General features: G+C 67.8%; 23 protein-coding genes and 1 tRNA gene. 9 read left to right on the forward strand and 15 right to left on the reverse strand.

Translation table 11 applies throughout. The features are described from left to right. Positions 1–22: 22 nt before the first annotated feature. The 5 genes from EPA99_RS01120 to EPA99_RS01140 form a co-directional block, all read right to left on the reverse strand. Complete coding sequence (locus EPA99_RS01120; protein ID WP_129469353.1) at positions 23–730, reverse strand: glycosyltransferase family 32 protein; 708 nt, start codon at positions 728–730, stop codon at positions 23–25. A 193-nt stretch (positions 731–923) separates the two neighbouring features. Beyond that, positions 924–1,535 carry an inorganic diphosphatase gene (locus EPA99_RS01125; RefSeq protein WP_129469354.1) on the reverse strand — a complete coding sequence of 204 codons (612 nt, stop codon included), beginning with the start codon at positions 1,533–1,535 and terminating at the stop codon, positions 924–926. A gap of 199 nt (positions 1,536–1,734) precedes the next feature. After that, a complete protein-coding gene (locus EPA99_RS01130) occupies positions 1,735–3,084 on the reverse strand; it encodes a purple acid phosphatase family protein (RefSeq protein ID WP_241688242.1) in 1,350 nt (449 codons plus the stop codon). A 35-nt stretch (positions 3,085–3,119) separates the two neighbouring features. Continuing rightward, a complete protein-coding gene (locus tag EPA99_RS01135; protein WP_241688243.1) occupies positions 3,120–4,142 on the reverse strand; it encodes a phytase in 1,023 nt (340 codons plus the stop codon). Between the two features lie 155 nt (positions 4,143–4,297). Continuing rightward, positions 4,298–6,898 (reverse strand): TonB-dependent receptor, encoded by a 2,601-nt coding sequence (locus tag EPA99_RS01140; RefSeq protein ID WP_164978520.1) that lies wholly within the window; start codon positions 6,896–6,898, stop codon positions 4,298–4,300. A 176-nt stretch (positions 6,899–7,074) separates the two neighbouring features. Between EPA99_RS01140 and upp the strand changes: the two genes are divergently transcribed. Continuing rightward, on the forward strand, positions 7,075–7,707 hold the full coding sequence (gene upp, locus EPA99_RS01145) for a uracil phosphoribosyltransferase (protein ID WP_129469355.1): 633 nt from the start codon (positions 7,075–7,077) through the stop codon (positions 7,705–7,707). A gap of 354 nt (positions 7,708–8,061) precedes the next feature. Here upp and ggt read toward each other — a convergent pair whose 3' ends face one another. The 5 genes from ggt to rsmD all read right to left on the reverse strand — a co-directional run bounded on the left by ggt (position 8,062) and on the right by rsmD (position 11,984). Continuing rightward, positions 8,062–9,762 (reverse strand): gamma-glutamyltransferase, encoded by a 1,701-nt coding sequence (ggt, locus tag EPA99_RS01150; protein ID WP_129469749.1) that lies wholly within the window; start codon positions 9,760–9,762, stop codon positions 8,062–8,064. Positions 9,763–9,832: 70 nt separating this feature from the next. After that, the gene (locus EPA99_RS01155; protein WP_129469356.1) at positions 9,833–10,081 is read right to left on the reverse strand and encodes a YfhL family 4Fe-4S dicluster ferredoxin; all 249 of its coding nucleotides are present in this window, start codon (positions 10,079–10,081) and stop codon (positions 9,833–9,835) included. Positions 10,082–10,287: 206 nt separating this feature from the next. Beyond that, positions 10,288–10,779, reverse strand: a complete 492-nt coding sequence (locus EPA99_RS01160; protein WP_129469357.1) for a hypothetical protein — start codon at positions 10,777–10,779, stop codon at positions 10,288–10,290. An 82-nt stretch (positions 10,780–10,861) separates the two neighbouring features. Next, entirely contained in the window at positions 10,862–11,356 is a 495-nt protein-coding gene (coaD, locus tag EPA99_RS01165; RefSeq protein ID WP_129469358.1) for a pantetheine-phosphate adenylyltransferase, read from the reverse strand. Between the two features lie 40 nt (positions 11,357–11,396). Next, entirely contained in the window at positions 11,397–11,984 is a 588-nt protein-coding gene (rsmD, locus tag EPA99_RS01170; RefSeq protein WP_129469359.1) for a 16S rRNA (guanine(966)-N(2))-methyltransferase RsmD, read from the reverse strand. A gap of 237 nt (positions 11,985–12,221) precedes the next feature. On the opposite strand from rsmD, the gene htpG reads away from it, so the two are divergent. Next, a complete protein-coding gene (gene htpG, locus EPA99_RS01175) occupies positions 12,222–14,132 on the forward strand; it encodes a molecular chaperone HtpG (RefSeq protein WP_129469360.1) in 1,911 nt (636 codons plus the stop codon). Between the two features lie 84 nt (positions 14,133–14,216). Here the strand turns inward: htpG and EPA99_RS01180 are convergent, their stop codons facing one another. After that, positions 14,217–14,507 carry a flagellar basal body rod protein FlgC gene (locus tag EPA99_RS01180; protein WP_129469361.1) on the reverse strand — a complete coding sequence of 97 codons (291 nt, stop codon included), beginning with the start codon at positions 14,505–14,507 and terminating at the stop codon, positions 14,217–14,219. Positions 14,508–14,652: 145 nt separating this feature from the next. On the opposite strand from EPA99_RS01180, the gene ftsY reads away from it, so the two are divergent. The 3 genes from ftsY to EPA99_RS01195 are packed head-to-tail and all read left to right on the forward strand — an operon-like array spanning position 14,653 to position 17,543. After that, a complete protein-coding gene (gene ftsY, locus EPA99_RS01185) occupies positions 14,653–16,131 on the forward strand; it encodes a signal recognition particle-docking protein FtsY (protein ID WP_129469362.1) in 1,479 nt (492 codons plus the stop codon). 43 nt (positions 16,132–16,174) lie between these two features. Continuing rightward, the gene (mutY, locus tag EPA99_RS01190) at positions 16,175–17,269 is read left to right on the forward strand and encodes an A/G-specific adenine glycosylase (protein WP_129469363.1); all 1,095 of its coding nucleotides are present in this window, start codon (positions 16,175–16,177) and stop codon (positions 17,267–17,269) included. Position 17,270: 1 nt separating this feature from the next. After that, on the forward strand, positions 17,271–17,543 hold the full coding sequence (locus EPA99_RS01195) for an oxidative damage protection protein (protein ID WP_129469364.1): 273 nt from the start codon (positions 17,271–17,273) through the stop codon (positions 17,541–17,543). A gap of 3 nt (positions 17,544–17,546) precedes the next feature. Here the strand turns inward: EPA99_RS01195 and EPA99_RS01200 are convergent, their stop codons facing one another. Further along, the gene (locus EPA99_RS01200) at positions 17,547–17,978 is read right to left on the reverse strand and encodes a DUF6491 family protein (protein ID WP_129469750.1); all 432 of its coding nucleotides are present in this window, start codon (positions 17,976–17,978) and stop codon (positions 17,547–17,549) included. A 92-nt stretch (positions 17,979–18,070) separates the two neighbouring features. Continuing rightward, positions 18,071–18,538 carry a DUF6491 family protein gene (locus EPA99_RS01205; RefSeq protein ID WP_129469365.1) on the reverse strand — a complete coding sequence of 156 codons (468 nt, stop codon included), beginning with the start codon at positions 18,536–18,538 and terminating at the stop codon, positions 18,071–18,073. Between the two features lie 161 nt (positions 18,539–18,699). Here EPA99_RS01205 and EPA99_RS01210 point away from each other — a divergent pair. After that, positions 18,700–18,775 (forward strand) — tRNA-Phe (locus EPA99_RS01210). Between the two features lie 346 nt (positions 18,776–19,121). After that, positions 19,122–20,156: an alpha/beta hydrolase gene (locus EPA99_RS01215; protein WP_206733659.1), complete on the forward strand. Its 1,035-nt coding sequence runs from the start codon at positions 19,122–19,124 to the stop codon at positions 20,154–20,156. Positions 20,157–20,354: 198 nt separating this feature from the next. Here EPA99_RS01215 and EPA99_RS01220 read toward each other — a convergent pair whose 3' ends face one another. Beyond that, positions 20,355–21,572: a serine hydrolase domain-containing protein gene (locus EPA99_RS01220; RefSeq protein ID WP_129469367.1), complete on the reverse strand. Its 1,218-nt coding sequence runs from the start codon at positions 21,570–21,572 to the stop codon at positions 20,355–20,357. Between the two features lie 116 nt (positions 21,573–21,688). Between EPA99_RS01220 and EPA99_RS01225 the strand changes: the two genes are divergently transcribed. After that, on the forward strand, positions 21,689–22,162 hold the full coding sequence (locus EPA99_RS01225) for an LEA/WHy family protein (protein WP_129469368.1): 474 nt from the start codon (positions 21,689–21,691) through the stop codon (positions 22,160–22,162). A 303-nt stretch (positions 22,163–22,465) separates the two neighbouring features. Here EPA99_RS01225 and EPA99_RS01230 read toward each other — a convergent pair whose 3' ends face one another. Next, positions 22,466–24,952 (reverse strand): S8 family serine peptidase, encoded by a 2,487-nt coding sequence (locus EPA99_RS01230; RefSeq protein WP_129469369.1) that lies wholly within the window; start codon positions 24,950–24,952, stop codon positions 22,466–22,468. Positions 24,953–25,174: 222 nt separating this feature from the next. Here EPA99_RS01230 and EPA99_RS01235 point away from each other — a divergent pair, with 222 nt between their 5' ends. Further along, positions 25,175–26,014, forward strand: a complete 840-nt coding sequence (locus tag EPA99_RS01235; protein WP_129469370.1) for a DUF6689 family protein — start codon at positions 25,175–25,177, stop codon at positions 26,012–26,014. Positions 26,015–26,051: the final 37 nt, after the last annotated feature.

A 26,051-nucleotide genomic window follows, 5' to 3' on the forward strand; every position in this document is an offset into this window, starting at 1 on the left:
GGGCTTTTGTAAAGCGTGCGCGTCAGATCGGCACGGCGGTCAGCTTGCGGCGCAGGAAATTGGTGATGGCGTGACGCGTGGACTTGCCGCGCCAGGATGCCCAGCACAGGTGGGAGCCGAAGGCGACCGTCCCCGCCTTCTGTCCCAGCCCGAACCAGGTCCGGTCGGGATGGAACTGATCGCGCGCCGGGAAAGAGAGGTCCTGAAAACGCGCGCGATTGGCCTGGTAGAACACCGTCATGCCGCGCGGCCCGGAGATCATCGGGATCTTGCGGTGGTCCTCCAGCGTATCCGGCGCGTGCGCGGTGAAGACGTGTTCGATGAAGGCGGCCCAGAACGGATGCCCGGGGCGCGAGCCAAAAACGGCATTGCCGATCTTGAACGCCTGCCCACCCACCGCGCCCTCCTCGATCGGCAGCACGCAGGCTTGGGACATGATCGAGCGGTCCGGTGGCTTGAGCAGCTTGTAGTCGGTATCGAAGTAGAAGCCTCCCTGCGCGTGCATGTAGGCGCAGCGGGCGATGTCGGCCTTCATCACGCCGAAGCCGATGGCCTCGTAGCGCTCGGCAAACTGCGGGAAGGCCCGGCGCATCAACTCGGCATTGTCCGCGTCGTCCCAGAGTTGGCCGCGCCAGTCGGGCAACAGGCGCTGCAGGCGCCGCTGCACGCGGCGCTCTTCCCACAGCAGGATCTTGGTGGGCGCGGTCATGTGGAAGATCTTCGGAATCATCCTGCTCACTCCTTGCATGACGACAGGTCCGACACCCTGGGCGTGCCGACCGCATCCGGTACTTCGCGCTGGCCGACAGGGCCGGCGCTACCGGTACAGCACTTACGCAGTGAAGCTCGGTTACGTCCTATGCCGCGTTTCAAGCTCCTTCAGTCAGCCCAACGCCGAACCGTGGTTCGCCCGGCCACGTCGGTCACTTGCCTTGCGCGGCGGCGCGCTGCATGGCCGCGGCAATCACCGCCCTGGCCTCGGCCGCATCGCCCCAGCCGGCCAGTTCGACCGTGTTGCGGCCCTGCGGCAGGTCCTTGTAGACACGGAAGAAGGCTTCCAGGCGCGCACGCTCGGCCTGGGGAAGGTCGGCCAGGTCGCGGATGCCGGCGTAGCTGGGATCGATCCTGTCGGTCGGCACGCCGATGATCTTCTCGTCCTGCTGGCCCTTGTCGCGCATCCGCAGGACCCCGATCGGACGGAAGCCGATCAGCACACCGGGGTGCAGCGGCTCGCGCGTGAGCACCAGCGCGTCCAGCGGATCGTGGTCGCCGGCGAGCGTGCTGGGCATGGAGCCGTAGTTGGCCGGGTACGCCACCGGCATGGACAGGAAGCGATCGACGAAGATCAGCCCGTCCTCCCCGGTCTCGTACTTGGTGAAGCTCCCCGCCGGAATCTCCACCAGCACCACGGCTTCCTCCGGCGCTGCCTTGGGCTGCGCGGCATGCAGCGGGTTGCGGATGAAATCCGAGGGACCGGACCACGCGGGTGCGGCAACAAGCGCCAGGGCGGCGCAGAAGGCAAAGCGGAGTCGCATGGCAGCGCCTTTGGGGTGGAGGTGAGTCATGGAGATGGTAGGCGGCGAAGCAGGCGTCGCAGCAGCAATGGCACCTGGAGCTTGGGGTCGACTCTGTGAGAGTGAAGTCTGTGGGAGCGCCGCCAGCAGTCCTGCGCAGCTGGCGGCGACAGGGGAATGACGACAGCACTGCCGCGGCGCATGGCCGCAGGCCAGCGCCCTACTCCCAGCAGCGGTCCTCGCGTCCCTTGGGCGAGCTGGGGCGTGCGCAGTCGCGCGGGGCGATGCGCCCCTGCGTCTGCTCGACCAGGCGCTTGCCGCCCTTGGCGTCGCGCTGCAGCTCGAAGGCGTCGTACAGGCGGCCGGTCGCCGTGCGCGATTCGTAGGACAGATGCTGCGGGTCGATCTTCAACACCTGGTACAGCTGGGTGTCCTCGCCGACCGGCTTCATCGTCCTGCGCGCGTAATCCGACAGCCGGTACTGCTTGGGCCCGGCCACGGACACCACGAACACCGGCGTGGTCGTGCTGTCGGTATCGCCGCGACGTCCATAGGTGTGGTCGTGCCCCTGCAGCACCAGGTCGACCTTGTGCTTGCGGATCACCGGCAGCACCTGTTCGACCAGCTTGAGGTTGTCGCGCTCGGCACGGGGCGAATAGAACGGCTGGTGGATCAGCACGATCGACCAGGGGTGCGGATTGCTCGCCAGCACAGTGTCCAGCCACTTGGCCTGCGCCCGTCCCGTGCCCAGGTCCAGCGCCGAGGTCCCGTCGATCACCGCCACGCGCACGCCCTGGTAGTCGAACCAGTAGGTGGTCTTGGCGGTGGCCGTCGGGCCGTTGTCCGGCAAGGCGAAAGTCACCGGCCAATGTCCACCCAGCACGCGGCGCTCCTGCGGCGTGTCCTCGAACTCCTCGTGGTACTCATGGTTGCCCGGCGCCGGCGCGACGGCCGTGCCCTCCAGCAGCCAGCGCCCGGCCTCGAACCACTCGGCCCACTCGCTGTCGTCCACCCCGTCCTTGCCCGAAACCAGATCGCCGGCAAACAACGCCAAACGCGCGTCCGGCGTGCTGCGCCAGGCCTGGCGGAGCACCCGCGACACCAGGCTCAGGTTCTTGTTCTGGGTATCGCCGAAGTACAGCAGCGTCAGCGGCGTGCCCGCCGGCGCGGCGGTCCGGAAGTGGTTCCAGCTGCCCCAGGTGTCCTGGCCCTGGACGCGATAGGCGTACAGCGTATCGGGCTTCAGGCCATCGATCTGGACGCGGTGGTGATGCGACAGGCCGTTCTCGCTGGTCAGCGCCTGGGTGGTCGCCGTGAGCTCGCGCGGGACACCGACGTCCGGCGAATCCCCCGCCAACACCAGTTGCAGCGCGGGCTGGGACACGCTGGCATCGGTCCGCCATGCCACGGCAAAGCCGGTGGAGGCCTCCTGCGCCGGCGATGCGACCACGCGGTCCGGAAAGCCGCTGGCCGCGTAATGCCTGCTGCCGGCTGGCACCTGGGTATTGGGTTCGGCCTCATTGGTGACCTGGGCACTGGCGCTTGCCGCCAGTGTCAGGCCGAGCATCATGCTCAAGGGGCGCGTCCATGCCATGCGGCGATGGATCATGGAGCGCATTCCTTCAGCTTCAGGGCCGCTGCGATGTCGCGCCAATCGAACGCGGCCACGGCCTGGTCATCATGCAGCGCATAGAACACGCCCTGCGGGAAGCGCGCATCGCCACGCGCATCCAGCCACACGCCATCGGTATTGGCCGTGACCTTGCCGGCGAACGCACCGACATGCGCCAGGGTCTTGCGGTCGAACACATGGAACAGGCTGCGGTCCTTGAACTGGTCGGTCCCGACCCAGTAGCCGCTGCCGTCCTTGCAGCTCAGCAGCGCGATGCCCTCTGCCTGTGCCTTGTACAGGCCGGCGCCGACATCGCGGCCGGCATAACGGCCATCGGACAGCCGATACTCGCGCAGGCGGGTGCCGGTGGGGACATCCTCCTCGGCCAGCAGCAGGCGATCGTTGTCGGCGTCGGCATACACCGACTCGGCAATGCGGATCGCCCCGGCCTGGGTGGTGTCGCCGAAGGTCTGCTTCAGCGTCGCCTTCCACGCATTGCCCTGACGCACCAGCTGATAGCGGCGGAAGCGCTGGTTCAACTCGGCCAGCGGCGGCACGGTCTCCTCATCGGCGCCCAGCATGTAGTTGTCGCTGACGATGACCTCGATGCCGCCCTCCTTCTGCTGCGCCCACAGGCCATAAGGCTTCTTCAGGTCTTCGGCGCCGAACACGGCCACCGAGGTGAAGTCCGGCAGCGAGAACGCCTGCACGCGATGGTTGTCGCGCTCCACCACCAAGGCCATATCGCCGACCACGGACACGCCGTTGGGGCGGTCCAGCTGGCCGGGCGCTGCGCCCTTGCCACCGACCGTGCGCAGCCGCTCGCCGGTATCGCCATCGAATACGACCAGCTCGCCGGACTTCTTGGCCGTGGTGATGACCCAGCGCTTGCCGTCGGGGGCGGCCCAGGCCGCGGGCGAGTCCAGGTTGTCCTGCGGCGTGGGCGTGGTGATGAAGGCTTCGGCCACCACCTGGTGCGGCACGTTGGCCTCACTGAGCAGCGGATCCTTCTCCATGCGCTCGTCCGGCTCGCGGTCGGCGCTGGCCACCACCGCTGCCGAAGCGGCCGGCGCGGCCTGCTCCGGCGCCTGCCTGTCGCAGGCCGCGATCGCAAGGACGGTCATGCCCAGCGCGCCTGCCAGCGCGGCGCGCTGCATCGTCACTGCCGCCATTACAGGTTCACCCGCAGGCCGATGGCGTAGGTGCGGCCGTACTCTTCCATCTGCTGGGTGTGCGAGCGGCTGCCCTGGTAGCGCTCCAGCGGTTCGTCCAGCAGGTTGCCGGCATCGAAATAGAGCTGGAAGTCCGGGGTGATCTGGTAGTTCAGGCTGAAATCCAGCTGGGTGTTGGGCGCCACGTAGATGTCGTAGGCGGCGCCGCCACCGATTTCGTCCAGGTACTCGCTGCGGTACACCGCCGACAGGCGCGTGGAGAAGTTGTTGGCCTCATACCCCAGGAACGCGGTGTAGACGTGCTTGGACGCGCGCGGCAGGTCGAAGGAATCATCCTCGCGGCCTTCGATGCCCGGATCGAAGTCGGTGTGCAGCAGGGTGCCGCTGGCGCCGGCCAGCAGGCCGCTCCAGCCGCCCGGCAGGAAGTCGAACTGCTGCTGCCAGTTGAACTCAGCGCCATAGACCTTGGCCTTGTCGCCGTTGATCGCGGTGCTGACGTCATAGCCGATGAAGGCCGGATCGTTGTTGAGGGTGACGTCGGTGATGTAGCCATCGATGGACTTGCCGAACAGGCCCAGCGAGACGATGCCGTTCTTGCCCAGGTACTTCTCGAAGGAGACATCCAGGTTGGTGGACTCGTAGGGATCCAGGTTCGGGTTGCCCAGCTGCACCTCGTTGTCGGCGGTGTTGATCGTGGCGTTGGGCGAGATCTGCCCGAAGCCCGGACGCGAGACGGTCTTGTTGATCGCGCCGCGCAGTGCCCAGGTGTCGCCACCATCCCAGCGCAGGTGCAGGCCCGGCAGCACGTTGGTGTAATTGCTGCTGACCTCGCGGGCGTTGACCTCCACCGCGTCGCCGTCATCGACCACATCCAGCTGGTAGCCGTTGGCGTTGAAACTGGTGCTTTCCACGCGCACGCCGGCGATCAGGCGCAGCGCGGGCGTCAGGTCCCAGGTGCCCATGGCGTAGGCGGCCAGGATGTCTTCCCTGGCGGTGTAGTCCTCGGCCAGGCGGGTCACTTCGGTATCGACCACATCGCCCGGGCGCACGCTGTAGCGACTGCTGTTCTGGTTCCAGTACTCGCGCATGACCGACGGGCTCAGCGCCTGGCCCATCGCGTTGCGGCGATGCGCCGGCGCGGGCAGGGTCCAGCTGGACAGGTCGATCTCCGGTCCACGGCGGTACTCGGTCTCGTTGACGTCGACATCGCGGTCGCGGAAGCGACCCAGCAGGCCGAACTTGTAGCTGCTGTGCTCGCCATCGAAGCGCACGTTGACCTTGGCGCTGTGTTCCTTGTCGGTGGTCTGGCCCGGCGAGGTGACGAAGCGGTCGAACTCGTAGTTGCCCGTGTCCATCCAGTCCGCAGCGGACAGGGTGAACTCGGGCAGCCTGCGGTTCTGGTCGACGTTGACCGTCAGGTCGTCGCCGGCGTATTCGAAACGGGCTTCCAGCTCGTCCGGCGCGCGTTCGCGGGTCTTGGTGTAGCCGACCTGGTAGTCGACCACGGCGCCATCCAGGCGGTTCTCGCCGCCGAAGCTGGTGGCCAGCGTGTCCTGCTTCTTGGTGCGGTTGCGCACGCGCTTGGCGATCCGTTTGAACGGGGCGTTGTAGGTACCGTCTCCATTGGCAATGATCAACGGAACGTCGGTACCGTCATCGAGAGTCTCAACAGCTTTAAGGGTCAGCACCGTGTTCTGGCGCGTTTCGGCATCGTCGAACCGGCTGAACAAGGTGCGCAGGTAATACTTGCTGTCCTCGTCCGGACGCCAGTCCAGGTTGAAGTTGGCGCCGGTGCGCTCGCGCTCGATGTAGTACTTGCGGCGCTGCTGTTCGATCATGACCATGTCGCCGTTGTCGGCGGCCGCGTCGTACTCGCCCTCGGTGTTGTCCGATTCGAACTTGCGATCGGAATAGTTCACGCCCACGGCGATGCCGAAGGTGCCGTCGGCGAAGATGTCGCTGTAGTTCAAGGAGGCCTTCGGGCTGTTCTCGCCGCTGAGCTGCTGGCGGCTGCCCTCGATCTTGGCGCGGATGGCGCGGCCGTCGCGGTCGAAGGCCGAGGCCGATTCCACCTGGATCGCACCGCCGATGGAGTCGCCGGGCATGTCCGGGGTGGGCGACTTGACCACCTTCAGACGCTCGGTGGACTCGGAGGGAATCAGATCCATCGGCGCGGCGCGGTTGTCCGCTTCGGTGGTGCCCAGGGCCAGGCCATCGACGGTCACGCTGTTCAACGCGGCGTCCAGACCACGCACGACCACGTAGCGGCCCTCGCCCTGGTCGCGGGTCACGCTGACGCCCGGCAGGCGCTGCAGCGACTCGGCCACGTTCTTGTCCGGGTAGTTGCCCATGGCGTCGGAGGAGACCGCATCCAGGATCGCATCCGAGTCGCGCTTCAGGTCGATCGCGCGCTCCTGCGCCATCAGCTGCGGCAGTACCTTGATGGTGTCCAGGGTCTGCGCGTCGGCCACCGCTTCGGCGGCCATGCCGGCGGCCATGGTGGCGCCGTCCGGGGTGGCGACCTGGGCCGAGGCAGGCATGGCGGACCACATCGCCACGCTGACGGAAATGGCGGCAAACAGCGGATGCTTTGCGAACACGGGGGGCTTTCCAGCGGTTAAGGAATGGTGCGCACCGTATTTCCGGCAGGTTTCACCCTCATGACATCGGCCGCGCCCGTGTTATTGAGAAACTTGGCGCTGTCATCGTTGCGTCATGCGCTGGCGTGGCCGCGCAGGCGGCGGCACACTGGCGGCCTGTCATTGCAGGCCTGCCCATGAAGATCGTCGAAGTCCGCCACCCCTTGGTCCAGCACAAGATCGGCCTGTTGCGCGATGCGTCCTTAAGCACCAAGGGCTTCCGCGAACTGGTCACCGAGCTGGGCACACTGCTGGCCTACGAGGCCACCGCCAATCTGGAAACCGAACCGGCCACGCAGGCCGGATGGGCCGGGCCGGTCCAGGTGCAGAAGATCGCCGGGGCCAAGATCACCCTGGTGCCGATCCTGCGCGCAGGCCTGGGCATGCTGCCCGGCGTGCTGGCGCTGATTCCGGCGGCGCGCGTCAGCGTGGTCGGCCTGCAGCGCGATGAGGAAACCCTGCAGCCGGTGCCCTACTTCGAGCGCCTGACCGGGCGCTTGGAAGAACGCGACGCGTTGATCCTGGACCCGATGCTGGCCACCGGCGGCACCCTGATCGCCACCATCGACATGCTCAAGCGCGCCGGCGCCCGCCGGATCAAGGGCATCTTCCTGGTCGCCGCGCCGGAAGGCCTGAAGGCGCTGGAAGCCGCGCACCCGGATGTGGAGGTCTACACGGCCGCCATCGATGACCACCTCAACGAGAAGGGCTACATCCTGCCGGGCCTGGGCGATGCGGGGGATCGGATCTTTGGGACGCGCGTAGGGTGAAGTCGAGGAACGAGTGATGAGGAACGAGGAACGAGTGAAGCGCCTGGAGCTGCCACGTCACTAGTCACTCGTTCCTTTCAACTCGTTCCTCGTTGGGGCAACGGCGCTGAGCACAGCGTCTTGTTTCCCCTGGTAGCGGCTTCAGCCTCGAAGGGGCCTTCCCGGGAAAGCCTCTTCGCGGCTGAAGCCGCTCCCACAGGGCTCGCACAGGTCCCCGTGGGGCGTCGACAAATGCCGCAATCGCGGCATCGCCGGAGCATGAACGAGTGGGAAGAGTGAGCGCTTCTGCCGCCATTCGTTCCTCGTTCCTCTCCACTCGTTCCTCGCCCCCACCCCACTCGTTCCTCGCCCCTCTTATTCCACCGCAGCCGACCCCACCTCATTGCGCGGATCGCTGCCACCACTAAGCGTATTGGTCCGCTTGTCCCACTCCACCGTCTGCAGGTTGCCCCACACGTGGCTGGAGCCGCGTCCACCGGCGGCGGTGTCGCCCGGCAGCTTGAGCTTGTGGCCCATGGCCTCCAGCGACTTCACCGTGGCCTCGTCGAAGGTCCCGGTCTCGGCTTCGATCAGGTCCGGCAGCCACTGGTGGTGATAGCGCGGCAGCGCCGCGACCTCCTGCGCGCTCAGGCCATCGTCGTAGCCCAGGATGCCCAGCAGCACCATAGTGATGATGCGGCTGCCACCCGGCGTGCCCAGCACGATGGCCTTGTCGGCGTTGTCCATGAAGGTCGGGGTCATCGAGCTCAGCGGGCGCTTGCCGGGCTTGGGCGCATTGGCCTCGTACCCCATCACGCCGAAGGCATTGGGCGTGCCCGGCTTGAGCGCGAAGTCGTCCATTTCGTCGTTGAGCAGCACGCCGGTGCCCTTGGGAATCAGGCCCGAGCCGTACAGCAGGTTCACCGTCTGCGTGGCGCCAACGCGATTGCCTTCGCTGTCGATGATGGAAAAATGCGTGGTCTCATCGTCCTCCAGCGGCGTGGGCTTGCCCGACAGCAGGTCGCTGGGCGTGGCCTTCTCCGGATTGATGGTCGAACGCAGGCCCAGCGCGTAGTCCTTGCTCAGCAGCACGCGCTGCGGCACCTCGGTGAAATCCGGGTCGCCCAGGAAGAAGGTGCGGTCGCGATAGGCGCGGCGCATGGCCTCCACCACCAGGTGCGTGCGATGGGCCGCGTCCATGGACTTCAGGTCGTAGCCTTCCAGGATCTGCAGCATCGACGCCAGCGCGATACCGCCGGAGGACGGCGGCGGCACGGTGGTGATCTTCCAGCCCTTGTAGTCGAACACGATCGGCGTGCGCTGCTTGACCTGGTAGTTGGCCAGTTCCTCGGCGGTCCACTTGCCACCGGCCTGCTTGACGCCTGCGATCAGCTTCTTCGCCGTCTCGCCCTTGTAGAAGCCGTCATGGCCCTTGTCGGCCAGCAGTTGCAGCGTGTGCGCCAGTTCTGGCTGCTTGAACAGGTCGCCTTCGGCGATGGGCTTGCCACCGCGCAGGTAGACCTCGCGCGTGCCGGGGTAGCGCTCCATCACCTCGCGGCGCTGCGCATAGCCCCTGGCCATGCGGGCATAGACCGGAAAGCCCTCGCTGGCGATCTTGATCGCCGGGGCCAGCGAGGTCTTCAACGGCAGTTTGCCGTGCTTGGTGGCCAGTTCCACCAGCGCGGCCGGCAGGCCGGGAATGCCGGCCGACCACGGCCCGTTGACCGCCTTGTTGGGGTCCAGCTTGCCGTCCTTGTCCAGGTAGGCCTCGGGCTTGGCAGACTCGGGCGCGGTCTCGCGCGCATCGATCATCACGTCCTTGCCGCTGGCGGCATCGTGCAGCAGGAAGAAGCCGCCGCCACCTAAGCCGGAACTGATCGGCTCGACCACGCTCAGGGTGGAGGACACCGCCACCGCCGCGTCGAAGGCATTGCCGCCCTCGCGCAGGATCTGCAGGCCGGCCTCGGTGGCGAGCTTGTGCCCGGAAGCCACGGCGGCGCCCGGCGGATGCGTGGCCGGCGTGGAAGCGGATGAGGGGGACTGGCCGAACGCCAGGGGGACAAAGGCGACCGTCATCACGACGGCGAGGGCAAAACGGATGGTCACGGATTCTCCTGCGGCAGTGAAAGGCTCAGGAGCAGCCCCCTTAGCCTTCTTGGAGCCGGCGCAACTTCGCCAGCAGATCCTCCCGGCTCTCAGGATACGCCGGATCCGGATCGATGCACTCCACCGGGCACACCACCACGCACTGGGCCTCGTCGTAATGGCCCACGCACTCGGTGCACCGCGCCGGATCGATCACATAGATCGTCTCGCCCATCGAGATGGCCTGGTTCGGGCAGGCCGGCTCGCAGACGTCGCAGTTGACGCAGAGTTCGTTGATCTTGAGCGACATGGCGGAACGGGCGTGGGGACTCCGATGCTGACACAGGGAAGATGAGGACGGCCGGGCGCCGCCACAAGCGGCCAAAGCCCTGACAGGCAAAACCCCGGCGCGCGCGTCACCGGGGCCTTGCAGGTCCAGCCTGCCGATCCCCGCCTGCGCGGGGATCGCACGGCGACCCGGGCGCGGGCCGCGGCGCGGCCCCGCCCGGTGTCGCCTTACTTGGCTTCGACGAAGACGAAGGTCGCGCCCGAGGGCTCGACAGCGGCCTTCACGCGCTCCTGGTCGGCCGCGGCACCCACGAACAGCACGCGCACACCCTTGAAGGTGTTGGGCTCGGCCTTGGCGAAGGACGCCACGGCCATGTCGGCGATGCGGGCGCTGTCCGGCGAACCGAAGGCGATCATGTTGCCGCTGGTCACGCCGCGCGCCATCGCGTTGGAGGCCTGCTCCAGCTGGCGGTCGTAGGAGCCCTGGTCGGCGTTGGACGCCAGGTAGTACACGAACGGCGCGTTGGTGATGTCGCCCATGTTGCGGGTGACCACGTCGGTCAGGTACTTCTTCCAGGCGGCATCGTCGCTGCCGGCGGCGGGGGCGCTCAGCGGCGCGGCTTCGGCCGGCTGGGCGGTGGCGGCTTCTTCCTTCTTGCCGCAGGCGGCCAGGGCCAGGGCCAGCGTGGACAGCGCGAACAGGCGGGTGACGGTCTTCATTGCGGTGTTCCCCTTTGCAGAAACGTGATTGGGCATGAGGCGATGGAACGGTGTGGGGGGCGGCGGGGCTGGCGGGCCAGCGCTACCGTGACCAGTGCGCGTCGAGCGCGGCGGAGACCTCGGCCGGCACGAAGCCGGTGATGTCCCCGCCCAGGCGCGCGATCTCGCGCACCAGGGTGGAAGAGATGAAGCCGAACTGCTCGGCCGGCGTCAGGAACAGCGTCTCCACGTCCGGGATCAGATGGCGGTTCATGCTGGCCATCTGGAACTCGTACTCGAAGTCCGACACCGCCCGCAGGCCGCGCAGCAGCACGCCGGCGCCGGTGTCGCTGACGAAATGGGCCAGCAGGCTGTCGAAGCCGCGGACCTCCACGTGCGGGTGATGGGCCACGGCATGCTGGGCCAGCTCCACCCGCAGCTTCAGAGGCAGCGCGGGGCGCTTGTTGGGGCTTTCGGCCACGCCGATCACCAGCTTCTCGAACAGCGGCGCGGCGCGGTCGATCAGGTCGATGTGCCCGTTGGTGATGGGGTCGAAGGTGCCGGGATACACCGCAATCCGGGTACGCGCCACACTCATGTCCGTCATCACCGCGGGAAATCTCGGGGCCGCGAGTGTATCAGCGCCCTTCCGGGCCGCGATACAGGGCGTAATGGACCTCGCGGGTCTGGCCCTGGCGGTGCAGGAACCAGCCCGCAGCCGGCGCCGGGGTCTGGCCGGCGGGCGATTCCACGTAGATCCAGCCGCCGGCGCGCATCTTCGGCAGCAGCGCGGCCAGCACCGCATCCCACAACCCGTCCGCGAACGGCGGGTCCAGGAACACCAGGTCGAAGGCATCCTCGGCCTGCCCGGCCAGCCAGGACAGGGCATCGCCCTGCACCACCGTGGCCTCGGCCTGCGCGCCCAACCTGACCACCGTGTCATTCAATGCCCGCACCAGCGCCGGGTCGCGCTCGACCAGCACCGCGCTGGCCGCACCGCGCGAGAGCGCCTCCAGGCCCAGGGCGCCGGTGCCGGCGAACAGGTCCAGCACCCGCGCCCCCGCCAGCTGGCCGGTCAGCCAGTTGAACAGCGTCTCGCGCACGCGGTCGCTGCTGGGCCGCAGCCCGGGCAGCGCCGGCACCGCCAGCCGGGTGTTGCGCCAGCGCCCGCCGACGATGCGCACCTGCCCCAGCGGCGGCGCGCCTTTGCCGGGTGCGCCCTTCACGCGCGGCCTCCCGCCTGGATCTGCAGCGGGCGTCGGCGGTGACTATGGCGGGCAGGCGTGCGCAACAGGGCAGTCCAGCGTGGGATCGAGGGGCCGCGATGATAGCCCGCCGCTTCGATCCAGCCGAAGTCGCCGCCCGGGGGACGCCTTGAAAATCGCGGGCCCGGCCCGCACCCGTGGGGCCAGGCGTCCGAACGACGCGCATCACCGAATCCGGATTTGAGGAACCACCACGACATGAGCGCCGAGACCAAACAGACCCTGGGCTTCCAGACCGAGGTCAAGCAGCTGCTGCAGCTGATGATCCATTCGCTGTACTCCAACAAGGAGATCTTCCTGCGCGAACTGGTGTCCAACGCCGCCGACGCCGCCGACAAGCTGCGTTTCGAGGCGCTGACCGATGCCAGCCTGCTGGAAGGCGATGGCGGCAACCTGCGCATCCGGGTGTCCTTCGACAAGGATGCCAAGACCGTCACCATCGAGGACAACGGCATCGGCATGAGCCGCGAGGAGGCCATCGCCCACCTCGGCACGATCGCCAAGTCCGGCACCGCCGACTTCCTCAGCCACCTGTCCGGCGACCAGAAGAAGGACGCCAACCTGATCGGCCAGTTCGGCGTGGGCTTCTACTCGGCCTTCATCGTGGCCGAGCAGGTCGATGTCTACAGCCGCCGCGCCGGCGTGCCGGCCGCCGAGGGCGTGCACTGGTCCTCCAGGGGCGAAGGCGATTTCGAGGTGGAGACCATCGACAAGCCCGAGCGCGGCACCCGCATCGTGCTGCACCTGAAGGAGGGCGAGGAAGGCTTCGCCGATGGCTGGCGCCTGCGCAGCATCGTCAAGAAGTACTCCGACCACATCGCCCTGCCGGTGGAACTGCCCAAGGAGCAGCCCGCTCCCGCCGAAGGCGAGCAGGCACCGTCCGCCGCGGAATGGGAGGCGGTCAACCGCGCCAGCGCCCTGTGGACCCGGCCCAAGTCCGAGATCAAGGACGAGGAGTACCAGGAGTTCTACAAGCACATTGCCCACGACTACACCGATGCGCTGGCCTGGAGCCACAACAAGGTCGAGGGCAAGCTGGAATACAGCTCGCTGCTGTTCGCCCCGGCGCGCGCGCCGCATGACCTGTACCACCGCGACGCGGCCAAGGGCCTGAAGCTGTACGTGCAGCGCGTCTACATCATGGACCAGGCCGATCAGTTCCTGCCGCTGTACCTGCGCTTCATCAAGGGCGTGGTGGATTCCTCGGACCTGCCGCTGAACGTCTCGCGCGAGATCCTGCAGAAGGGCCCGGTGATCGACTCGATGAAGTCGGCCCTGACCAAGCGCGCGCTGGACATGCTGGAGAAGCTGTCCAAGGACAAGCCGGAGGACTACGCCAGGTTCTGGAAGGAGTTCGGCCAGGTGCTCAAGGAAGGCCCGTCCGAGGACTACGCCAACCGCGAGAAGATCGCCGGCCTGCTGCGCTTTGCCTCCACCAAGTCCGGCAGCGATGCCCAGGACGTCGGCTTGGCCGACTACGTGGCGCGCATGGTCGAGGGCCAGGACAAGCTGTACTACCTCACGGGCGAGAGCTATGCCCAGGTCAAGGACAGCCCGCACCTGGAGGTGTTCCGCAAGAAAGGCATCGAGGTGCTGCTGCTGACCGACCGCATCGACGAGTGGCTGATGAGCTACCTGACCGAGTTCGACGGCAAATCCTTCGTCGATGTCGCCCGCGGCGACCTGGACCTGGGCGCGCTGGAGTCGGAGGAAGACAAGAAGGCCCAGGAAGAGGTGGCCAAGGACAAGGAAAAGCTGGTCGCGCGCCTGAAGGACGTCCTGGGCGAGGACGTGGCCGAGGTGCGTGTGTCGCACCGCCTCACCGACTCCCCGGCGATCCTGGCCATCGGCGATGGCGACCTGGGCCTGCAGATGCGCCAGATCCTGGAAGCCAGCGGCCAGAAGGTGCCCGAGTCCAAGCCGGTGTTCGAGTTCAACCCGGCCCATCCACTGATCGAGCGCCTGGACGCGGAGGCCGATCAGGCGCGCTTCGGCGAGCTCAGCCGCGTGCTGTTCGACCAGGCCGCGCTGGCGGCCGGCGACAGCCTCAAGGACCCGGCGGGCTACGTGCGCCGTCTCAACAAGCTGCTGCTGGAACTGGCGCGCTAAGCGCTCACTGTCCCTCTCCCGTTCGCGGGAGAGGGACTGGGTTCGAGGTCTGCCGGGTCGGCACCCTTGTTGGGCGCCATGCCTTCAAGCCAGCACGTCGAGCAAGCTGCCGAGCGCATCGTGGCCGCGCTCCAGGACGCGGACATTGGCCTGGAATCCGGCACGCGCCTGCAGCCCGTCCACCGCGTCGGCAGCCAGGTCCGCCGGTTGCTCGGTCACCCCGCTCGCGATCACGCCGCTCCCGGGCACGCTGGCCGATTCCAGCCGCTGCCGTGTCTGAGCGTCGGCACCACGCGCGACATTGCCCGCGGTGACTTGCAGGGCCTGCTGCTGCAGGCGCAGCCCGGAAGCGGCGATGTTGGTCAGCGAGTTCATGGTCTGGCTCCCACCACGATTGACAGCCCGGCCACCAGGTGGCCGGTATGCAGTCTGCATCGGCCGGCACGGCCGCCACTTGAGCCCTGCACGGCCGGAAATCCCCCCGGTGGTAGCATGTCGCCCCCCTCGGAACGCCTCCTCCATGGTCAGTTTTTTCCGTCGCAAGAAGCCCGAAGACACCGCCACCGGCGATGCTGGCAGCCGCCGTTTCAGTGTCGAGGAGCTGGCTGCGGCATTCCCCGATGCCAGACCCGCCGCACAGGAGGTCGACCCCGTCGCCGCGGTGGCCGAGGCGCGCAAGGTCCAGGACGCGATCGCCGAGGCGCCGCTGGCCGACGCGCCTGCCGCAACTGATGCGCCGCTAGCCGCTCCGCCCGCGCCCGCGCCCGCGCCTGGAAGCTTCGCACCTGCCCAGCCGCTCGCCGAGGTCGTCGTCCCCGGCCCCTCACCGGACACCTTGCCGGGCAACGCCGCAGCTGTGCCGGAGGCACCGGCGGCCGTACCGCCCCCCGCAGCGCCGATTCCCACACCTGCCCCGAGCCCGGCAGTGGTCCAGGCGCCCGAAGTAAGCGCGCCGGCATCCGCGCCCCTGCCACCGGCCGATCCGCCCGCGCCGTCGCTGAAGCCGACCACGACGATCGAGATCCCCTCCGGCGATTTCGCGACCACCGACAAGCCTGCCGCCCCGGCCGGCAAGCTCGGCTGGCGCGAGCGCCTGCGCGGCAGCGCGTTCGCCCGGAGTTTCGGCGGCCTGTTCTCGCGCAACCCCAGGCTCGACGACGATCTGCTGGACGAAATCGAGACGGCGCTGATCACCGCCGACGTCGGCATGCCGGCCACCACCGCGCTGGTGGAGGACCTGCGCAAGCGCATGAAGGCGCGCGAGTTCGCCGATGCCGCCGCCCTGCTGGCCGCCCTGCGCGCCGAGTTGATCGCCCTGCTCAAGCCGGTGGCCGTGCCGCTGGCCATCGACCGCGACGCCAAGCCCTTCGTGATCCTCACCGTGGGCGTCAACGGCGTCGGCAAGACCACCACCATCGGCAAGCTGGCCAAGCGCTTCAAGGACGATGGCTTCAGCCTGATGCTGGCCGCCGGCGACACCTTCCGCGCCGCTGCCGTGGCGCAGCTGCAGTCCTGGGGCGAGCGCAACGGCGTGGCCGTGGTCGCGCAAGGCCAGAACGCGGACGCCGCGTCGGTGGCCTTCGATGCGCTGCAGGCCGGCAAGGCCCGCGGCACCCAGGTCCTGATCGCCGACACCGCCGGCCGCCTGCACACCCAGACCGGCCTGATGAACGAGCTAGGCAAGATCCGCCGCGTGCTGGGCAAGATCGATGCGACCGCCCCGCACGAGGTGCTGATGGTCATCGACGGCACCACCGGCCAGAACGCGCTCTCGCAGCTGCGTCAGTTCCACGCCGCGGTGGGCGTGACCGGCCTGGTGGTGACCAAGCTGGATGGCACCGCCAAGGGTGGCGTGGTGTTCGCCCTGGCGCGCGAGTTCGGCATCCCCATCCGCTACGCCGGTATCGGCGAGCGCCCGGAGGACCTGCGCGTGTTCGACGCCGAGGCCTTCGTGGATGCGCTGCTGCCTGGAAGGCTGGGAGTGAGTGGAGAGGAGTGAGGAGCGGGTTGAGGAACGAGTGGAGAGGAACGAGGAACGAGTCTTGAGAAGCAAAGCACCCGGGTCCGCTCGTTCCTCGTTCCTCGGCACTCGTTCCTCGCACTACGCCGCTCGGCTCCTGCCCTGGTTCGACCAGCACGGCCGCCACGACCTGCCCTGGCAGCATCCGCGCTCGCCCTATCGGGTATGGCTGTCGGAGATCATGCTGCAGCAGACCCAGGTGCGCGTGGTGATCCCGTACTTCGAGCGCTTCGTGCAAGCGTTCCCGACGCTGCCGGACCTGGCCGCGGCCAGTGCGGATGAGGTCATGGCGCAGTGGGCCGGCCTGGGCTACTACGCCCGCGCCCGCAACCTGCACGCCGCGGCCAGGCGCTGCGTGGAACTGCACGGCGGCGACCTGCCGCGCGACTTCGAGGCCTTGCACGCATTGCCCGGCATCGGCCGCAGCACCGCTGGCGCCATCCTCTCGCAGGCCTGGAACGACCGCGCCGCGATCATGGATGGCAACGTCAAGCGCGTGCTTGCGCGCGTGCACGGTATCGCCGGCTGGCCCGGCCTGCCTGCAGTCGAAAAGCAGCTGTGGACGCTGGCGGAACAACACGTCCGGCATGTCCCGGAAGGCCGCTTGGCCGACTACACCCAGGCGCAGATGGATTTCGGTGCCACCCTGTGCACGCGCGCCAATCCGGCCTGCCTGCTGTGCCCGATCTCGGACGACTGCGTGGCCTTCCGCGACGGTCTCACCGAGGCCCTGCCCACGCCCAAGCCCGGCAAGCCGCTGCCCGAGCGCAGCGCGGTGATGCTGATGGCCTTCGACACGCAGGGGCGGGTGCTGCTGCAGCGCCGCCCGCCTACCGGCATCTGGTCGGGACTGTGGTCGCTGCCGCAGGCCGAGGACACCGGTGCGGCCCGCGCCTGGTTCCAGGCGCACCTGGCCGGCGACTTTGACGCTGCCGACGAGCTGCCTGAAACGCCCCATACCTTCACCCACTACCGCCTGCACATGCTGCCGCTGCGCTGGCGCCGCCTGTCCCCGCGCGACGCGGTGGGCGACAATGACGACCTGCGCTGGGTTGCACCCGGCGAACTGACCACGCTGGGCCTGCCCGCGCCCATCCGCAAACTCCTGGATGCCTGACATGCCCCGTACCGTGTACTGCCAATACGAAAACAAGGACGCCGAAGGCCTGGACTTCGTCCCCTACCCCGGCGAGCTGGGCAAGCAGGTGTTCGAGCACATCGGCAAGCCGGCCTGGGCGGCGTGGCTGGCGCACCAGACCATGCTGATCAACGAGAACCGCCTCTCGCCGCGCGACCCCAAGCACCGCGCCTTCCTTGAAGAGGAGCTGCGCAAGTTCCTGTTCAAGGGCGGCGCCGACAAGCCCGCCGGCTACGTCGCGCCCGAGGCCTGAGCCTTACCCGCCGACCGCATCGCGCGCGCCCGCCCGCGCCTCGCGCAGGGCCTTCTGCGACGCGCGCAGCGCCTTGGTCTCCAGTGGCCGGATCGTCCGGATACGGCAGGCCGTGGTGAAGCCGCGCGGGCTGTCGATCAACTGCACGCGGTCCAGCCCCGCCGAGACCTGGCCCAGCAGGTTGGTGATCAGGATCGTGGTGGTGCTGGAGAGGTTCGCGCATCCGCCGTCCAGCTCCAGCAGATAGGCCTCGTTGGGCCGTGTCCAGACCGCCAGCGCGTTATCGCCCACCGCATTCCAGCCGGTGAGCCGATCGGCGTAGCGGAAATCCCGCACCGGCGCCTTGGCATGCTCGCGGTACATCGCCAGTTCCTTCGAATCGCTCAGCCCGGTCGTGGCGCAGCCGGACAGCAGCAGGCCGGCGGCCAGCAACATAACCGTGGCAGTGAACGAGCGCGGCGCAAACGCGCGTTCGTGTCGGATGGTCTCCATCGTGATTCCCTTCGTTTACTGGAGGCCGGCCGCCATCAGCGGTCCGGCGCCGTGGGAGCGGCGTCCTCCGCCGGGCGCTCGCTGGTCTCGGCCTTGCGCAGCTCGGCCCGCTGCGCCCGGATGGCCTTGGTGTCCAGGGGCCGAATCGTCTCGATCCGGCACGCCACGCGCATCACGTTGGTTCCGCCGCCCAGGACGTTGATCCGGTCGAAACGCGCCTGCACCTGGCTGCCCAGGCTGGTGATCGCGATGGCCGGCGCCCAGTCCAGGTCCTGACAAGGGCCCGTGGTCTGCAGCAGGTAGGCCTCGTTCGGCCGGGTCTGCACGACCAGGGTGTGATCGTCCAGCGGGTTCCAACCGTTGAGCTGGCCGAACAGCTGGAATCGATCCACCGGTGGCCCGGCATGCTGCAGATACAGCGCGCGCTCCTCCAGCCGGCTCAGCCCATCGCTGGCGCACCCGGCCAAGGCCGCCAGCCCCAATGCAATCAGCCACTTGCCCATGTCCGCCACCCGCTCATGACCCAACTGCCGCCATCATGCGCCTGCCCCTGTTGCATGGCGTGTCGATGACCTCGACGATTCAGCCGCCGGCACGCTTGCCCTTCCGGCCACAGATCCGTATGATTCGCGACCTCGCTTCGGCTCGGCCGCAAGTGCAGTCCGGCCGGGTAGCTCAGTTGGTAGAGCAAGGGATTGAAAATCCCTGTGTCGGGGGTTCGATTCCCTCCCCGGCCACCACTTCAGGTGGCAAGCAAAGTGCAGCGACAACAAGGACCTGCGAGCGATCGCGGGTTTTTTTGTGTCTGGGGATAAGTGGCCTGGATTGTGGCTTGCATAAAATTGGGATTAAAAATAATCCCAGTAGCCTCTGAGACGAAGCCCAGAAATCGTCGCATCCTCAGTGACTGTTTCCGCCAACCATGCCTCGATGGGCCGCCGATCAAGACCCCCGCTTTGAGCCTGGAAAGGCACATGCGCGGTGCGCGCTAGGATGCTCAGACGTGCAGTTGACAGGCCCTTTCTGCTCGTCGCGACTGCTTGACACCAGCATGCGTAGCGTCGGGATCTCCTACTGGAGATCCGAATGAGCGATCAAGGCAAACCCAATCCCGTCATCGATGCCATCGCTAATGTGGTTGGCGCCGTGCGCGCCGATGGGGACATGCATGAACTGGCCAAGGCGCACGATTCACTTGAGCCCAAGGCCATCGAGAAGCTGACCCCCGAAGAAGCGCGCCTGCAGCCCACCATCGCGGACGCCGTCAAGAAACTGTTGGCAACCAAGGGCGTGGATTCCGATCCGAACAAGCTGGTCCCGGGCATTGTCCGATCTGATATACAGGTCGAAACCGCCAATGGCTCCCTGCCCGCCTACGTCTACACGCCAGCGGGGCAAGGGCCGTTTCCAGTTGTCGTTTATTTCCATGGCGGCGGCTGGGTGATTGCCGACAAAGAGGTCTACGACGGTGGCGCGCGAGGCCTCGCCAAGGAGGCGTCGGCCATCGTTGTCTCGGTTGACTACCGGCAGGCGCCGGAGCACAAGTTCCCGGCTGCGTGGGACGACGCACTTGCGACCTACGCGTGGGTCCTCGCCAACGCACATCGCCTCGGTGGCGATCCGTCGCGTGTCGCCCTGGCCGGTGAAAGCGCGGGCGGCAATCTGGCCATCGCCACGGCTGTGGCCGCTCGGGATGCAGGCCTTCAGCGGCCCGCGCACGTCGTAGCAGTCTACCCGGTAGGCCAGACGGGGAGCCTCAACACCGAGTCCTACATCGAAAACGCGATCGCCAAACCGCTCAACAAGGCAATGATCGAATGGTTCGTGGGCCATTTGCTTCGTGGCGATGACGATAAAGCTGACACGCGCCTGGACCTGGTCAACGCTGACTTGAGCGGGCTCCCGCCGGTTACGATCATCAACGCGACCATCGACCCGCTCCGTAGCGATGGCGGCAAGTTGGAAGACGCCCTGAAGGATGCCAACGTACCGGTGGAGCGCAAGATCTACACCGGCGTGACGCACGAGTTCTTCGGTGCCGCCGCCGTCGTGGAAAAAGCGAAGGAGGCACAGGTGTATGCCGGGCAGAGGCTGCGCGCTTCCTTCGGCAACACCCCGTAAGGCTTCATTGCATGACAGCAAACGCGGGCCCAGGGCCCGCGTTTGCTATTTTGGATCGTGCCGACATCGTGTTTGACAGCGGTGTCTGCATAGTGCGTTGCGCTCAGCCGTTGCGCTCGAACCGATGACTGCAGGATCGGCCGGACGCTCAGTCCACGGCGGAAATATTCAAGGAAGTCCTTAGCCGCTTCTGTCCGCTCAAGGCTCCTCCCCCGCCGCAAGCCGCTCTTCGATCTCCGCGAACGCTGAGCGCTTGCCCGGCGGTGTCTGTTCCACACCGGTGGCGAAATACGCCACACCGGTGCCGGCGTCGCGATCGATCCACAGGCCCGACAGCAGGCCATAGGCTTCGCCCTGATGCCCCACGCGCGGACGGCCGTCGCCGAAGGGATCGTCCGCGCAGCCGTCCTGCTTCGTCGCCAGCGTCTGCACCGCCAGGCCGTAGCGGCAAATGGATGCACCGGGCTTGGCCGCCGCGTCGGCAATGTCTTCCTCCCAGGTCAGGCCATTGCCAGGACGATAGGTCCAGACCGGTTTTTCCATCTCGCGCACCGAGGCGGCGCTGAGTAAGCGCACGCCGTCCACCTGGCCTTCGCCCAGCAGCATGCGACCGATCCGCGCCAAGCCATTGGCCGAGATCCGCAGGCCGCCTTGCGGTGCGAAGGTGGCGCCATTGGCGCCGGGCTTCCACACCGACAGGTCGCACCGGCCATCGGAGGCAGGCACGACCGAGCAGGCCGGCTTGGCGCCATGGTGGTCGTCGCGGACCGGCTTGCCGTCGGCGCCATACAGCACTACCGCGCGCGCGGCGGTGGCGGCGTCGCAGCTGTCCCAGTTGAAGCAGGCCTGCAGGCCCAGCGGCTCCAGCACCAGCCTGCGCATCAGCCGGTCGAAGCGCTCGCCGGTGGCACGCTCCATGACCGCGGCCACCACCGGGAAATTGAGGTTGGTAAAGCGGAAGTAGCGCCCTGGCGCATGCGCACCGTCCCAGGCGCGCGGATCGTCGAAAACATCCTTGAGCTGGCCATCCAGCGGGGTCGCGTAATACCCGGCCGCATCGGTGAGGCTGGAGCGATGGGAGAGCAACAGCCTCAGCGTGATGGGCACATCCGGAAAACCCGGATTGCGCAGCGTCCAGCCAAGGCGCTGCGAAACATCGGCATCCAGATCCAGCTGGCCCTGCTCCACCAGCCGCATTACGCCGATGGCGACGACCAGCTTGGAGATGGAGGCCACGCGCACTGGGTCGTCGGCGGTGAGCTTTCGCCCCGCGCCGACATCGGCCAGGCCATGGACCTGCGTGTCGGTGACACCGTTGCGGTCGAACACCACGCGCGCGCTGGCGATGGGCTCGGCGGCCTGCACCGCGTGGACGAACGACAGCAGTGCGGCAAGGCAGATCGAGACCCGGCGCATGGAAGCTCTCCAGAGCGGACATGGGCCGATCATAGCCAGCCAGGCACCGATGGCCGCAGGTCACGGCCGGCGGCTATGCTTCGAAACATCCCATGCACCGCTTCCGGAGCCTTCCGATGATCCACCGCCGCTCGCTGATCCTGATGGCCGCCACCGTCGCCCTGCTGGCGGCCTGCGGCGGACCGGTGCGGCGCGTCTCCGAGCCGGCGGCCAGCATCCAGCAGCTCACCGTCAATGCCGATGGCAGCTGGAAGGTGGAGCTGCGCCTGCAGAACTACAGCAGCATCCCGATGCGCTTTGACAGCGTGAAGCTGGCCATCACCGTGAACACCCAGGACGCCGGCACGCTGACCGGCAGTCCTGCCATTTCCATCGGCCCGGAGTCGGCGGACGTGGTGTCGCTGGCGTTCATGCCGGCGGGCATCGCCAAGATCGCCGTGGCCGACGCGTTGTCCGGCCGCCACGCGCTGCCCTACACGCTCAAGGGCACGGTGATGGCCACGCCGGAAGAGGCCAAGGCGCGTAGTTTCGATCTGGACGTGCGCAACACGCTCAATCCGGTGCCGGGGCTGGACGGCGCGCTCAGGTAAGGGGTCGTGCAGGTCGCGCTGGCCGGGACCGCGCACAAACATCAATCGCCGGCTACACAGGCCGATTGCTGTTCACTCGAACGCGATGCCACCCAGCAAGGGGGCCGCGACGACTGAGACCAAGACCCCGATGGACCCGCGTTCTCCACTTCGCTGCGGTGGATGGAAGAGCGTCATCCACCCTACGGGTCGGCCGTGCGTTTCTCTCCCGTGACCCGAGACGAGCACAAAAAAGCACCCCCGCACCAGGCGGGGGTGAGTGTTGCGCCCTCCATGGCGCGGGTGCTCGGGCCCCCGGCCCGATCAATCCTCGGCCAGTCGGTTGGTGTCCAGGAAGCGTCCGGCGGTCACCGCATAGGCGCCGCGGGTCACGATGGAGGACGGGTCGAAGTACGCGTGCAGCGTGGGCTGCAGGTCCGTCGGCCCCTGGGTGACGGTGTAGCGGGCGTTGAGGATGCCGTTGTCCAGGGCCGACTGCACGTATCCGCGCAGGCTGACCGGGATGGAAGCCACGTCCTCGATCGGCAGCTGCTTGCCGTTGTAGCTCACCGACAGCGTGCCGTTGAAGCCCAGCGCGGTGTCCTGCAGGCCCAGCGACTGCACCAGCGAATAGGCCAGCTGCAGCTTGGTGACCTTGTCGGCCGGCTTGAAGTTGCCGTTGACCAGGCCCATCACCCCAGCCTGGGTCTGCGACAGGTCACGCAGCACCGCGCCCTTGGCCACCACCGCCTCGGCCGCCGCGTAGCTAGGGTCCTTGGTCGACAGGCCGCTGAAGCTGGCCTTGCCCGAAGCCGGCAGCCACTGGCGCACGCCGGCACCCATGACCAGGTACTGGGCCAGCTCGGCGCGGGTCAGCGCGTCGTTGGGGCGGAAGTTGCCGTTGGAGGAACCATCCATCAAGCGGTTGGTGACCGCGTACTCCACCGCGCCACGGTAGGCGCTGGCAGCCGGCACGTCCTTCAGGCCGCTGAAGCCGGCGCTGTTGGTGAACTCGATGGTGCCCGAGACCAGGCCCGGCGCCGACACGCCATTGGTCAGGCGCAGCGGGTCGACCGCCACGCCGCCGATCGAACCGATACCGCTGATGCTGACCTTCCAGGTGCCCTTCTTGCCCGGCGCGCTGGCGCTGACCGTGCTGCCCAGCAGCGGCAGGGCGATGGAGGAGCCGTAGCGCTCGCCGTCCGGATCGGTCAGCACCACTGCGCCAGTCGGACCGGTCATGGTCGCGGTGGCCTTGACCCAGGCCACGTTGTCACCGACTTCGAAGGTTTGGTACTGCGGTTCGCCCACCGGGGTGAACAACACTTCGAATGGCTGCGAGCTCCCCTTGGACAGCAGCGCGTTGCTGTTGAACTCCTTGTAGGAGTTGACCGTGCTGCCGTAGCCAGTGCGCAACTTGGCAGCTTCCTGCAGGGCGGCGTAGGCGTTGACGTAGCCGGCGCCGGCTTCCCAGTAAGCGCGGCCGGGGATGTTGGTCGCGGTGCGCTCCAGGATGTCCTTGACCTGGGCCGGGTTCAGATCCGGGTTGGCCTCCAGCATCAGGGCGACGATGCCGGCCACGTGCGGGGCGGCCATCGAGGTGCCGCTCATCGTCGTGTAGTACGGCAGCTGCGCCGGCGACAGGTTGGCCACATCGTCCTGCGCCGCCAGCGGCGGCAGCGCGCCGGTGGAGGCGCGGGCGGCGATGATGTCCACGCCCGGCGCGGTGACGGTCGGCTCATTGAAGTAGGTCCACTGCTTGCCGTCGGGCATGGTGAAGGTGCCGCTCTCACCCTGCTTGCCGCGCGAGGAGAAGCCGGTCAGCACGCCGTCCTTTTCGCCGGCGGCCACCGAGATCACCCAGGGTGCCTGCGCATACGGGTTGTGCGTGTCCTCGCTGGGGCCGTCGTTACCGGCGGCGAAGACGTTGACGATGCCGTGCTTGTACATCTCGTAGGTGGAGACCGACACCGGATTGGTGGGATCGAACTTGCCCGAGCTGCCCCAGGAGTTGTTGACCACGCGGATCGGGTCCTTGAAGCTGAACTGGTGCACCAGCGCATAGTCCAGGCCGCCGACCGCGTCCAGGATCAGCACCACCCCGCCCGAGCCGTAGCCGACCAGGCTGGCGCCGGGCGCCACGCCCCGGTACGTGCCATTGGATTGGGCACCGGTGCCGCCCACGATGCCGGCGCAGTGGGTGCCGTGGCCGGAACCCAGGTCAGTGTTGGGCACGTTCTCGACATAGGTGATCGGCAGCATGGAGTCGAATGAGGCCAGGTTGGTATTGGCCAGCACGTTCTGCACCACGCGGCTGCCGTAGGCGACGTCTTTGTTGGTGCCATCGATGCCCGAGTCGTTGATCAGCACGCCCACGCCACGGCCGCTGTAGGGCACCGCGCGATTGAAGTCGCCCGGGTTGTCGTAGGCGCGCTCGACGCCACTGATCTCCCGGGCCTCGGCGTCGTAAAACTTCACCGGAGCGTTGTAGTAGATCGAGGCCACGTCATCGCGCGCGGCCAGCGCCTTGATCTCGGACGGGGTGGCCAGGGCGCCGGCGATGGGCAGCTTGCGCATCGCCACGCCCTGGGTGATGCCCAGGGACTTCAGGACCGACAGCTGCGCCGCGCTGGGCGCGCCGCTCTGCTTGTAGGTGATGACCACCTCCAGCGGTGCATCGGCCGCGGCCTTGGCCATCTTGGACTGCAGCTGCTCGTCCAGACGGGCGGCGGCGTGGGCGGAGGAGAAGGCGCCCATGGCGCCAAGGACGGCGCAGACACTCAGGGCAAGAACGGGACGGAACTGGGACATGTGCGTGGCTCCGGAAAGTGGACCCGTAACGGGGTGGTCCCAAGTTGCCCGCGGCGGTCGGGCCGGCCAATCCGGTATTGCCCCCACAGGCCCTGGGTAAAAACCCTCAGTGATGCGCATCCCGGTTCCCGGCTGGGTATGATCCGGACCGTGGCCCGCACAGGGTCTCCCGCCCGCAGCCGGTGCAGGACCGGCTGCACGCCATCCACAAGGGTTCGCGCCATGACTCGACTCCCGCTGTTCGCATCTGGCCTGCTGCTGATCGCCGGGCTGCTGCCCGCAGGCGCCACCACCGCGCAGACGCTGCCGGTCAACGTGGCCATCGCCGGCGATACCGCCACTGTCGCCATCGGTGCTCCCGACGCGCCGCTGGTGGACCTCACGCTCAACTTCGACCAGGCCAGCAATCTCAGCGCCGCCAACCTGGGCATCAGCGCCAAGCTGCTGACCGGTTCCGAGCTCGGGGCTCTGGCCACGCGCCTGCCCGGCCCGGCGGTGCACCTGACCCAGCCGCTGCCGCTGATGATCACCATCGAGCCACCGGTGGCCGGCGGCCTGAGCTTCAAGAAGCTGGTGCGCGTGGAACTGCATACGCATGTGCTGCCCTACACCGCCGGCTCCACGCTGCGGGTGTTCAAGGCGCCACTAGGCGGCGCGTTCCGCGACATCACCGATGAGTTGTCCCCGGGCAGCGTGCGTGCGCGTGGCACCACCGACGGCTTCTCGCAGTTCCTGCTGGTCAGCGATCTGCGGCCCTCCCAGACGGTCGTGGCCGGCAAGCTGGCGCTGCTGCGCACGCAGGTCGACGCGCTGCCACCGCCCCAGGCCGGCCCGCTGGACGCGTATCTGGATACGGTGGACGCAGCGTTGGCGGCCGATGATTTCACCGCCGCGACCGTGGCCGTGGACGGCTTCCGCGAGCGCGTCTCGTCCCAGGCCGGCACCGGGATCCCCCAGGTCTGGAGCGCCGGCGACCATGCCGGCAACCCCGCTGGCGCACTCCTGGCAGGTGCGGCGACACTGCGGTTCTCCATCGACTACCAGCGCCTCTACGACCCCTAGCGCGCGGGACTTGAGCACACAGGCCTGCGCCTTCGCT

Origin of the sequence: Pseudoxanthomonas composti (genome assembly GCF_004122095.1) — a bacterium.
In the GTDB taxonomy this organism is placed as follows: Bacteria; Pseudomonadota; Gammaproteobacteria; order Xanthomonadales; family Xanthomonadaceae; genus Pseudoxanthomonas_A; species Pseudoxanthomonas_A composti.

What these genes read in the sequence shown, in the direction of transcription:
- EPA99_RS01120 (WP_129469353.1), bottom strand. Translation starts at nt 730, where the DNA reads ATGATTCCGAAGATCTTCCACATGACCGCGCCCACCAAGATCCTGCTG.
- EPA99_RS01125 (WP_129469354.1), bottom strand. Translation starts at nt 1,535, where the DNA reads ATGCGACTCCGCTTTGCCTTCTGCGCCGCCCTGGCGCTTGTTGCCGCA.
- EPA99_RS01130 (WP_241688242.1), bottom strand. Translation starts at nt 3,084, where the DNA reads ATGATGCTCGGCCTGACACTGGCGGCAAGCGCCAGTGCCCAGGTCACC.
- EPA99_RS01135 (WP_241688243.1), bottom strand. Translation starts at nt 4,142, where the DNA reads ATGGAGAAGGATCCGCTGCTCAGTGAGGCCAACGTGCCGCACCAGGTG.
- upp (WP_129469355.1), top strand. Translation starts at nt 7,075, where the DNA reads ATGAAGATCGTCGAAGTCCGCCACCCCTTGGTCCAGCACAAGATCGGC.
- ggt (WP_129469749.1), bottom strand. Translation starts at nt 9,762, where the DNA reads ATGACGGTCGCCTTTGTCCCCCTGGCGTTCGGCCAGTCCCCCTCATCC.
- EPA99_RS01155 (WP_129469356.1), bottom strand. Translation starts at nt 10,081, where the DNA reads ATGTCGCTCAAGATCAACGAACTCTGCGTCAACTGCGACGTCTGCGAG.
- EPA99_RS01160 (WP_129469357.1), bottom strand. Translation starts at nt 10,779, where the DNA reads ATGAAGACCGTCACCCGCCTGTTCGCGCTGTCCACGCTGGCCCTGGCC.
- coaD (WP_129469358.1), bottom strand. Translation starts at nt 11,356, where the DNA reads ATGAGTGTGGCGCGTACCCGGATTGCGGTGTATCCCGGCACCTTCGAC.
- htpG (WP_129469360.1), top strand. Translation starts at nt 12,222, where the DNA reads ATGAGCGCCGAGACCAAACAGACCCTGGGCTTCCAGACCGAGGTCAAG.
- EPA99_RS01180 (WP_129469361.1), bottom strand. Translation starts at nt 14,507, where the DNA reads ATGAACTCGCTGACCAACATCGCCGCTTCCGGGCTGCGCCTGCAGCAG.
- ftsY (WP_129469362.1), top strand. Translation starts at nt 14,653, where the DNA reads ATGGTCAGTTTTTTCCGTCGCAAGAAGCCCGAAGACACCGCCACCGGC.
- EPA99_RS01195 (WP_129469364.1), top strand. Translation starts at nt 17,271, where the DNA reads ATGCCCCGTACCGTGTACTGCCAATACGAAAACAAGGACGCCGAAGGC.
- EPA99_RS01200 (WP_129469750.1), bottom strand. Translation starts at nt 17,978, where the DNA reads ATGTTGCTGGCCGCCGGCCTGCTGCTGTCCGGCTGCGCCACGACCGGG.
- EPA99_RS01205 (WP_129469365.1), bottom strand. Translation starts at nt 18,538, where the DNA reads ATGGGCAAGTGGCTGATTGCATTGGGGCTGGCGGCCTTGGCCGGGTGC.
- EPA99_RS01215 (WP_206733659.1), top strand. Translation starts at nt 19,122, where the DNA reads ATGAGCGATCAAGGCAAACCCAATCCCGTCATCGATGCCATCGCTAAT.
- EPA99_RS01220 (WP_129469367.1), bottom strand. Translation starts at nt 21,572, where the DNA reads ATGCGCCGGGTCTCGATCTGCCTTGCCGCACTGCTGTCGTTCGTCCAC.
- EPA99_RS01225 (WP_129469368.1), top strand. Translation starts at nt 21,689, where the DNA reads ATGATCCACCGCCGCTCGCTGATCCTGATGGCCGCCACCGTCGCCCTG.
- EPA99_RS01230 (WP_129469369.1), bottom strand. Translation starts at nt 24,952, where the DNA reads ATGTCCCAGTTCCGTCCCGTTCTTGCCCTGAGTGTCTGCGCCGTCCTT.
- EPA99_RS01235 (WP_129469370.1), top strand. Translation starts at nt 25,175, where the DNA reads ATGACTCGACTCCCGCTGTTCGCATCTGGCCTGCTGCTGATCGCCGGG.